Origin of the sequence: Streptococcus oralis, from assembly GCF_001578935.1 — a bacterium.
Taxonomy (GTDB): domain Bacteria; phylum Bacillota; class Bacilli; order Lactobacillales; family Streptococcaceae; genus Streptococcus; species Streptococcus oralis_R.
Genome location: NZ_KQ969540.1, coordinates 1 through 349, shown reverse-complemented (window position 1 = coordinate 349; position 349 = coordinate 1). Strand labels below are relative to the sequence as shown.

Genomic DNA, 349 nt, shown 5'->3' with positions numbered 1-349 from the left:
AAAAACTGGGTGGAAACCCAGTTTTCTTAATTTTCTTGGACTAGAAGATTGTATGAAATCAGAAAAATACTGTAATTAGAGGAAGTTGTAATAAAAAGTATCGTCCTCTGACAATTTTTCTAAAAATTCTGTAAGGTTTTTGGATATCTCTTCATCATAATAATAAATCTTGCCACTATTATCTGAACCGAAGCCAATTGATATCAGGGCAGATTCATTTGCTTCAAAGAAGACTATTTTATCTTTTTCAAATTCATCATATATTTCAATATCCGGATAAAATTCAAAATCATTTTGTCTCAATCTAAAGTCTAAAACAGACGCTGGATCCATAATTCGATTTATGTTT

General features: G+C 29.5%; 1 protein-coding gene. It reads right to left on the bottom strand.

Going from position 1 to position 349, the window contains the following annotated elements; genetic code table 11:
* Positions 1-75: 75 nt before the first annotated feature.
* The coding region (locus tag SORDD15_RS10350; protein ID WP_231097656.1) for an SMI1/KNR4 family protein at positions 76-349 on the bottom strand (274 nt) is incomplete at its 5' end.